The organism is uncultured Anaerococcus sp. (assembly GCF_947253225.1).
Classification (GTDB): domain Bacteria; phylum Bacillota; class Clostridia; order Tissierellales; family Peptoniphilaceae; genus Anaerococcus.
In genome coordinates, this window is the sequence record NZ_CAMXYR010000056.1 from 1 (window position 1) to 8917 (window position 8917).

Annotated in this window: 10 protein-coding genes; 2 read left to right on the forward strand and 8 right to left on the reverse strand. The window is 32.6% G+C overall.

The genetic code is table 11. From position 1 onward, the window contains the following. The first annotated feature begins 153 nt into the window (after window positions 1–153). Both scfA and scfB read left to right on the forward strand, forming a co-directional pair. A complete protein-coding gene (scfA, locus tag Q0W95_RS06500) occupies window positions 154–303 on the forward strand; it encodes a six-cysteine ranthipeptide SCIFF (RefSeq protein WP_004835906.1) in 150 nt (49 codons plus the stop codon). Window positions 304–415: 112 nt separating this feature from the next. Next, the gene (gene scfB, locus Q0W95_RS06505) at window positions 416–1798 is read left to right on the forward strand and encodes a thioether cross-link-forming SCIFF peptide maturase (protein ID WP_297791073.1); all 1383 of its coding nucleotides are present in this window, start codon (window positions 416–418) and stop codon (window positions 1796–1798) included. Window positions 1799–1881: 83 nt separating this feature from the next. Here the strand turns inward: scfB and Q0W95_RS06510 are convergent, their stop codons facing one another. From Q0W95_RS06510 to Q0W95_RS06545, 8 genes are all read right to left on the reverse strand, one after another. Then, window positions 1882–2514, reverse strand: coding sequence for a V-type ATP synthase subunit D (locus Q0W95_RS06510; RefSeq protein WP_297791075.1), 633 nt, complete (start codon window positions 2512–2514; stop codon window positions 1882–1884). 1 nt (window position 2515) lies between these two features. Continuing rightward, window positions 2516–3880: a V-type ATP synthase subunit B gene (locus Q0W95_RS06515; protein WP_297791077.1), complete on the reverse strand. Its 1365-nt coding sequence runs from the start codon at window positions 3878–3880 to the stop codon at window positions 2516–2518. Between the two features lie 3 nt (window positions 3881–3883). Beyond that, window positions 3884–5629 (reverse strand): V-type ATP synthase subunit A, encoded by a 1746-nt coding sequence (locus Q0W95_RS06520; RefSeq protein WP_297791079.1) that lies wholly within the window; start codon window positions 5627–5629, stop codon window positions 3884–3886. Then, window positions 5613–6218, reverse strand: a complete 606-nt coding sequence (locus Q0W95_RS06525; protein ID WP_297791081.1) for an ATPase — start codon at window positions 6216–6218, stop codon at window positions 5613–5615. Before Q0W95_RS06525 ends, Q0W95_RS06520 begins: the two co-directional genes overlap by 17 nt. Before the next feature lie 11 nt (window positions 6219–6229). Next, window positions 6230–6469, reverse strand: a complete 240-nt coding sequence (locus tag Q0W95_RS06530; protein ID WP_297791083.1) for a V-type ATP synthase subunit F — start codon at window positions 6467–6469, stop codon at window positions 6230–6232. 1 nt (window position 6470) lies between these two features. Then, on the reverse strand, window positions 6471–6899 hold the full coding sequence (locus Q0W95_RS06535; RefSeq protein ID WP_297791085.1) for an ATP synthase subunit C: 429 nt from the start codon (window positions 6897–6899) through the stop codon (window positions 6471–6473). A 9-nt stretch (window positions 6900–6908) separates the two neighbouring features. Beyond that, a complete protein-coding gene (locus Q0W95_RS06540; protein WP_297791087.1) occupies window positions 6909–8285 on the reverse strand; it encodes a V-type ATPase 116kDa subunit family protein in 1377 nt (458 codons plus the stop codon). Next, the coding region (locus Q0W95_RS06545) for a hypothetical protein (protein ID WP_297791089.1) at window positions 8286–8917 on the reverse strand (632 nt) is incomplete at its 5' end.

Consider the following 8917-nt stretch of genomic DNA (forward strand, 5'->3'; position numbering starts at 1 on the left):
CCAGGTGAGCTTATTGACGAAGATATAATAAAAAACATTAACTTTCTTATGGATAATGAAATAAATATAAATATACCAAACAATAAAATTGCTTGTATAATTGACAAAACGGATTAAAACTGTTATTATTAAGAAAAGAAAAGGAGAGTACATATGAAAAGAATTGTAACCTTAAATACAAGAAATCTCCACAAAAGTAAAAAACATGGTGGCTGTGGTGAATGTCAAACATCTTGCCAATCCGCATGTAAAACTAGCTGTGGTGTTGCTAATCAAGAATGTGTTAGCAAAAAAAATAAATAATAGATTTTGACTTATCTAAGCAATAAACTTGGATAAGTTTTTTATTTGTAAGGTTTTTGTTAGAAGTTTCTCAATTCCTAGTAAAAGCCTATAGTAAGAAAAAGGAGAGATAATGATACACCAATACAAGGCCAAGGGCTTTAATATTGTTTTAGATATATATAGTGGGTCTGTCCACGCCGTTGACGATGTAACTTATGATATTATCAGTCTATATGAAGATAAAAATAAGGATGAAATAAGAGAAATAATCTTGAATACTTACGAACTTTCTCATGAACAATTTGACGATGCTTACGAGGAAGTTAATGAACTTGTTAATGAAGGATTATTGTTTTCAGAAGATGTATATAAGGACTTATCGATAGATATTATGAAAAAGCCTACAACTCTCAAGGCTTTATGTTTAAATGTAGCTCATACCTGTAACCTTTCTTGTGAATATTGTTTTGCCAAAGGCGGAAAATATTCAGGACCAGATGCTATAATGACAAAAGAAGTTGCTAGAGGTGCAATAGATTTTCTACTTGAAAATTCAGGAAGTCACTACAATCTCGACATCGACTTTTTTGGTGGTGAGCCACTATTGAACTTTAATTTAGTAAAAGACACAGTTGAATATGCAAAAAGTAAGGAAATTGAATACAACAAACACTTTAATTTCACCCTTACAACTAATGGTCTACTCTTGAATGATGATGTAATCGACTATTTGAATGAAAATATGAAAAATGTAGTCCTATCCCTAGATGGAAGAAAAGAAAAACACGACCATTTTAGAAAAACTCTCAATGGGAAGGGTTCTTTCGATACTATCGTTCCAAAATTCCAAAATTTTGTGAAAAAACGTGGCGATAAAGAATATTATATGAGAGGAACTTTCACCGCCAATAACCTAGACTTCACAGAAGATTTAAAAACCTACCTTGATCTCGGCTTTACTAGAACTTCTCTTGAACCTGTTGTAGGCAAACCTGATGAACCATATGCTTTAAAGGAAGAACATTTAGAAACAATTTATAGGCAATATGAAAAGCTTGCTGATATGTTGATGGATAAAATAGATAAGGATGAAGATTTTATATTTTACCATTACATGATTGACCTAGAAAATGGTCCTTGTGTTCATAAGAGAATCTCTGGTTGTGGCTCAGGAACTGAATATATGGCTGTAACTCCAACAGGAGAGCTTTACCCTTGCCACCAATTTGTAGGTAATAGGGACTTTATAATTGGAAATATTAGAGATGGTATAGTTCATCCAGAACTTGTAAATCAATTCAAGACTTGCAATTGTTACTCTAAGAGTGAATGTAGGTCTTGTTGGGCAAATATGTATTGTTCTGGAGGTTGTGCAGCAAATTCCTACAATGCTACTGGTGATATCAATAATATCTATGAATATTCTTGTAAACTCTTTAGAAAGAGAATAGAAATGGCTATAGCTGTTAAAATATATGAATATATGAAAAACTCAGAAAAAGAATTAGCCTAAGGTTGTTTTTGATTAATTTATAGAAATTGCATAAAAAAAGCTGATTCCCCTTGCTAGCAAATACCAACAGAGGAATCAGCTTTTTAATTATTTTCTTTTCTAAGCTTATTTTCTTTGACAATCTTTGTCTTTGAAAATTCTTCTCTTTCTTTCTCTTCTATACTCTGAGAAATTGTCTTTATCATTTCCTTATACTTAGGAATTTGAACCTTATCCAAACTATTAACCTTCTTACTAGTTTTTTTAATTTCCCTATCCAAAGAATTTATAGTTGTATCTAATTCTGCCAGCTTAAAAAGCCTTGATCTTAAGTCATTAAAGGATAATATAGCTTCATCGAAAGAAGCATTAGTCTCGTAGAAAGAATATGAAAGATTAAGTTTTACTTCATCAAAAGTTATTTCAGAAATCTCAGTCTGCATAAACTTATCAATTTTTAAGTTAATACTATTATCTATTGGTACAGTTTTTGAAATAGAATCAAGATCCGCCTCGCCAATACTAGCTAAGACTTTTCTAAACTTGTGCTCTACAAGGTTAATAGTCTTATTTACAATTTCGTTAAGTTCATTTCTTTCTTTGATTTTAGCATCATAGGCTTGCATCAAGGCCTTTCTTTTCTTATCAAGTATATCATAGCCACCTACAAGAAGCTTTAATTCATCCTTAGCCTTAATCAAGTTCGCCTTTGTAGCTGCAACATTAGCTGTTTGCATCTTACTCACCTATATATTTGTCTAAGTTTTCTTTTGAAACTCTGTGAAGCTCATTTCTAGGTAAGATTTTCAAGATTTCCCAACCTAAATCAAGAGATTCCTCAAGTTCTCTATTTTCATTTCTTGCTTGAGACAAGAACTTTCTTTCAAACTCATCCCCGAACTTTAAATACTTTTTATCAACATCTGAAAGATCATCTTCACCTACAATCTGAGAGATATTTCTTACATCTTGAACTTTAGAGTATGACTCATAAATCTGATTCATTAAGTCTTCGTGGTCTGCCCTAGTGTATCCGTCGCCTATACCATCCTTCATAAGTCTTGATAAAGATGGAAGAACATTTATTGGTGGGTAAATTCCTTTGTTCGATAATGCCCTATCAATTACTATTTGTCCTTCGGTAATATATCCAGTTAGGTCGGCTACAGGATGGGTAATATCATCGTTTGGCATAGTCAAAATTGGAATTAGTGTAACAGAGCCCTTTACACCTTCAATCATTCCAGCTCTTTCATATAGGGAAGCTAGATCTGAATAAAGATATCCTGGATATCCCTTCCTAGAAGGAACCTCCCCCCTAATAGAAGAAACTTCACGCAAGGCTTCTGAGTAAGAAGTCATATCTGTAATTATAACTAAAACGTGATAGTGTTTCTCGTATGCAAGATATTCTGCAGCAGTTAATGCACACTTTGGGGCAACCAACCTTTCCATAATAGGAGAATCTGCTAGATTTTGATACATTACCACCTTATCACGAACACCTGCCTTATTAAAGGCATCCTCAAAAAACATTGCCTCATCTTTCTTAATTCCCATAGCAGCAAAGACAAAGCAAAAATCTTCGTCAGTTTTCAACTTAGCTTGTCTTACAATTTGAGCTGCTATTTCATTATGTGATAAACCTGAACCTGAAAATATAGGTAGCTTTTGACCACGTATTAACGTTGTAAGTGTATCAATTGATGAAATACCTGTTTGAATAAAATCTCTAGGATATTCACGAGCCACAGGATTAAGAGGTAGTCCTTCTACAGAAAATTTCTCATCTGAGTAAATATCTCCACCATTATCGATAGGCTCACCTATACCATTGAAAGTTCTGCCTAGAATAGATTCATTTAAAGGAAGCTCAAGTGGCTTTTCATGAAAACTTACTACAATATCATTTAAGGAAAACTCTTCAGTATTACCAAAAACCTCAATAGTTACAATATCATCATCTATTTTAACAACTTGACCCACAAAATCTATTCCCAAAGCATGGACAGAAACTACAGCCTTGTAGGCAACATCTGTAACTTTCTCGATTTCTATCATAGATGATTCGATTTTTCTAATTTTAGTATATTCTTTTCTCATCTATTAACCTTCCTTAACACTTACAAAGTGGTTATCTATCTTTGAATTTAAGTCTATAAACTTATCTAACTCATCATTTTTTATATTATATTTCATTTGAGTTATTTCATTAATTAAAGATGGGTCATATATTGCCTTGTGACTAAGACCGTTTTCTATAGCTTCCTTACTCTTCTTGTAGTAGTTGTAAATGATATCGAGCATCTTAACCTGTTTTTCAAGAGGAACATACTTATCTATATCATTATAGGCATTTTGTTGAAGAAATCCATTTCTGATTAGGCCTGAAACATCCAAAATATTCTTTTGACTGTTTGATAGAGCATCTTCTCCCACAAGCATCATAATTGATCTTACTTCATCTTCCTCAAGAAGGACATTCATAAGCTCATTTCTTACACCAATAATATCTCTTCCGAGTCTTTCTTCATAATACGACCTAATCTTTTCAATATAATTTGAATAAGATGATAGCCAGTTGATAGCTGGATAGTGTCTAGAATACGCAAGTTTTCGATCAAGACCTAAAAATACATTTACACATCTTCTTGTATTTTCTGTAACAGGCTCAGAAAAATCTCCCCCTGAAGGTGAAACAGCGCCTATTAGTGTAACTGAGCCATAACTTCCATTTAAGTTTTTATAATATCCAGCTCTTTCATAAAATTGTGAAAGTCTTGATCCTAGATAGGCTGGATATCCTTCCTCTGCTGGTATCTCTTCAAGTCTACCTGATATCTCACGCAAAGCTTCCGCCCATCGAGATGATGAATCCGCCATCAAAGCTACATCATATCCCATATCCCTAAAGTATTCTGCCATGGTTATACCAGTGTAAATTGATGCCTCTCTTGCTGCTACAGGCATATTAGAAGTATTTGCTATAAGAATTGTTCTTTCCATAAGACCCTTACCTGTATTAGGATCTATTAGGTCTGGAAATTCTTCAAGTACCTGAGTCATCTCATTACCACGTTCTCCACAACCTATATAAATAATAATATCTACATCAGAATATTGAGCAAGTTGGTGTTGGAGCATAGTCTTACCAGTACCGAACCCACCTGGAATTGCTACTGTACCGCCCTTAGCTAAAGGAAAAAATACGTCGAGAACTCTCTGTCCTGTCTCAAATAATTTTTCGATTGGCAAATTTGCCATTACTGGTCTAGGATTTCTAACTGGCCAATATTGATAGAGCTTTTCTTCGACAATTTTTTTATTGGTTTTGATTTTTACAACAGTATCTTCAAGGGTGTATTTACCATCATTAGCAACTTCAACAACCTCTCCGTCAACAGATGCCATAAGCCTATGCTCTATAGTTTCTGTTTCCTTTATGGTTGCGTATATTTCACCCCTGTTTATTTTTTGTCCAACCCTTACAGTTATTTCTACATCCCACTTTTTATCAGTATCTAAGTTTTCAAATCCGATTCCTGATGGAATGAAAGCACCATTTTTATCCATGATGCTTTTTAGGGGTCTCTGAATACCATCAAACATATTTCCAAGCATACCTGGTCCAAGTCTAACAGAAAGTGGCCTTGATGTTGGAAGTATTTCTTCATTTACTTTAAGTCCAGAAGTATCTTCATATACCTGAATAGTTGCCTTATCACCTTCTAAAGATATAACTTCTCCTATAAGTTTTAAATTACCTACAGAAACCATCTCACGAACAGTAAGCACTCTGGCATTATCAGCTATAACTACTGGTCCATTAATTGTTTTAATTTTTGGATTCATTAAAACTCTCACTTTCAAGAAGTTGGTTCAATCTTTTACCTACTTCATATTTCTTATCTTTTAACTTATTCAAATAAGTGTAATTATACCTAAAATCACGATCAAGGTTTGAAATAATATAACCACCTATGTATTCATCATCAAGGACTTCAACATTAGGAAAATCTATTAACTCCTTATCTTTATCTAATACACTAATAATAACTTCATCCTTAGCCATATTTAAGTCTTTAACAGAATTGTTAATACTTAAGTTGAGACCTTTTTTATAGTCGTCCTTTTCAGTATAGGCTACTAATTTATCAACAATTCTAGAGTTTAAATCTTGTAATAGAGCCTGTTTAAATAAATATAGGTTGTTTTTTGCATCGAATTCCTTCTTAGAGACATTTTCATTTTTTCTCATCTCTGCAAAAGTTTTTCTTTCCCTCAGACTCTTTGCTAGCTTTTTCTCTAACTCTTTTTTCTTATCATCAACTAACTTTGAATTTTCTTCAGTAGAACTATATAATTCGTCCTCACTTTTTTCCTTCTCTTCATCCCATACCATTTTTCTAAAGGATGAAATTTTAGCTTCTAAATCTAGCATATTCCCTCCAATCAACCATCAATAACTACGATTAAAGGCTTACTTGCATTTTCTCTATACTCATCAACAAAACCAGCTATATGATTATATACTGGTCTACTTAATATAAGAACAGCTAGATTCTCATCTCTTACAGATTTTTTAAAAATCTCGTGAGTTTTACTCAAGTCATCTACCTGTTCTGTTTCTATGGCCCCAAGCCTAAACATTAAGCTTAGACTCGGATCCCTGCTTATTAACTTTGCCTTCATTTTAAGCGTATAGGATAAGGATAGAAATAATTACTCCGAAGATAGCAATACCTTCTGCTAGACCTACGAAAATAATTGTTCTACCAAGTATTGATTGATCTTCTGAAATAGCTCCTAGAGCTGCGGAACCAACTGTACCAACAGCATAACCAGTACCAATGGTCGCAAGTCCTGTAGATAAGGCTGCACCAATATATTTAAGACCATCGCTTGCTACTGCACTTGCACCAGCTTCTGCTGCCTTTGATGTTGTTGGAAACAAAAGAACAATCATCATAACCATAATTGGCACAAAAGTAAATAAGTTTAGCTTAAGTGCTTTTCTAATTTTTGCTTTGGAAGCATCTTCATTTGTTTTCAAAAGGTATAAACCTGAATATATTGTCATAACGACAACTGCCAAAGCTAATAATGCAATTTTTAAAATCATAATTTCTCCTTAATTTTCTCTAATTGGTCTAAACTTACGACCATTTCCTTCATAATACTTACTAAACATTTCATAAAACTCTAGTCTTAAACCTTGGATAAATACAATCATTCCTTCAAGTCCTATTATTAATATGTTGCCTAAAATAAGAATTATTATTCCAATAACTCCTCCTCCAGCAAGTTTTGCCATTACCTCAAAAGCCATATATAAACCAACGTGGTTTATTGCAAATGCACCCACTCTTGTGAATGATACAAGGTTAGAAAAAACTGACAACAAAGCTTCTACTATTGAGAAGGAACTCTCAACATAATAGTCACCTTTTCCAGAATCATATAGTGGATAATATCCTTCAATCCTTCTTGCTATTGGTTGCTTAAATATAATCATAATAATTGAAACAACCAACAAAACAAGACCTGCAGGCATTGGTAATGGATTTTTACCTACAATATTTAGGATTATCATAATGAAAGATATCATCATCATAAGTCCAGCAAGACCTTCCTTACCAAAAATACCTTCTTCTATGTCTTCTTGTTTTTTAACCTTATTGTAAATTCCTATCAAATAAGAAATAACCATTAATAAAACACCAAAGGCAACAGCTGCAATAAGCACTGTCATAATATTATCGAATGGCTTTATTAGTAATGTAGGTATAAGAGTTTCTATACCAAAAAAGGAACCATACAATAAACCAAAAATTGATGCACTTATACCGATTCTTCTGATAAGTCCGCCAAAAGTTTTATTAATCTTGTCAACATAAAAACTTAGTAGCACAAAGACAAGTCCTTGTCCTAAATCTCCAAACATCATTCCATATAATAACAAATAAGTTATCGCAAAAAATGGTGTAGGATCTATCTCATTATAATTTGGAGCGCCATACATATTAACCAAAAATTCAAATGGTCTAAAAAAAATATTATTTCTTAATTTTGTTGGCGGTTGCTGGGAATACCCCCTTGCATTTGTTTTTACCTTAGTTTTTTCGTATTTATCTTCGAGTTTCTTAAAGTCATCTACTTTTGACTTTGGAACCCAGCCACTAAGGTAGAAGTACTTGTCACCTTTTGCCATCTTATCCTTGATCTGAGCACTTTTTTCGTAGTATTCAATTGAATATGGTATATCCTCTATAAGATTGCTATTTTCATTTTTAATTGCTTGAATCTTATCTTCAAGTTCTCTAATCTCTTTGTTAGCTTTATCTAATTTATCATTAATGGCATCTAGATTATCAGAATCAGGTGTTTCTTTATCTATAAATCCCATTGTATTGACAGCTCTATTTATATCTTCTTTTACTTGATTAGGATAAACTAACAAATAATTTTCTTTGCTGTCAATAATTTTATTTTTTCTATTATTTGCCAATTATTTCTCCTCTTCTTCCAAGATATCCTCAGTTAGTTCAACAACTATATCTTCACTATTCTTATTGTAAATCTCTTCTAAGGCATCTTTCTTATTTATAAAGTCAGTATTAATATCAGATTTTATTTTTTCAGCCTCATCCATAATGCTCGTATAAACTTCATCTGATTTTTCCTTAATTAATCCTTGATACTTTCTATCAAGTTCACTAATTACATTAAATGTGTTTTCCTTCTCCTTATGAATAATATCATCTGTATCTTTTCTTAACTTACTTGTTTCCTTATCAAGAGCAAATAGCTCATCCAGATACGCAAGCGACATATTATCAAGACTACTATCAAGATGTAAAATCAATGAAGGTATGTTCTCGTAGTTATTTTTCAGGATGAACCTTCCATCCTTACTGACTTGTCCAAATCTATGGTCAAAATATTTTAGATTTTTTACTTTAGATATATCTATCCCATATTTATCTAGGATTTCAAGGTTTTTCTTGTATTCCTCAAGTTTATTAATTTCTTCTTCCAATTCACTTTTCTTATCAATTAAGACTTTCAAGTTGTCGTAAATTTTGTCAATATCAGCAGTCCCAATAAATTTTTTATGCTTATATGGTCTTGTATCAATAT

Excerpts from the sequence above, each read along its gene's own strand:
- scfA (WP_004835906.1), top strand. The coding sequence starts at position 154 with ATGAAAAGAATTGTAACCTTAAATACAAGAAATCTCCACAAAAGTAAA.
- scfB (WP_297791073.1), top strand. The coding sequence starts at position 416 with ATGATACACCAATACAAGGCCAAGGGCTTTAATATTGTTTTAGATATA.
- Q0W95_RS06510 (WP_297791075.1), bottom strand. The coding sequence starts at position 2,514 with ATGCAAACAGCTAATGTTGCAGCTACAAAGGCGAACTTGATTAAGGCT.
- Q0W95_RS06515 (WP_297791077.1), bottom strand. The coding sequence starts at position 3,880 with ATGAGAAAAGAATATACTAAAATTAGAAAAATCGAATCATCTATGATA.
- Q0W95_RS06520 (WP_297791079.1), bottom strand. The coding sequence starts at position 5,629 with ATGAATCCAAAAATTAAAACAATTAATGGACCAGTAGTTATAGCTGAT.
- Q0W95_RS06525 (WP_297791081.1), bottom strand. The coding sequence starts at position 6,218 with ATGCTAGATTTAGAAGCTAAAATTTCATCCTTTAGAAAAATGGTATGG.
- Q0W95_RS06530 (WP_297791083.1), bottom strand. The coding sequence starts at position 6,469 with ATGAAGGCAAAGTTAATAAGCAGGGATCCGAGTCTAAGCTTAATGTTT.
- Q0W95_RS06535 (WP_297791085.1), bottom strand. The coding sequence starts at position 6,899 with ATGATTTTAAAAATTGCATTATTAGCTTTGGCAGTTGTCGTTATGACA.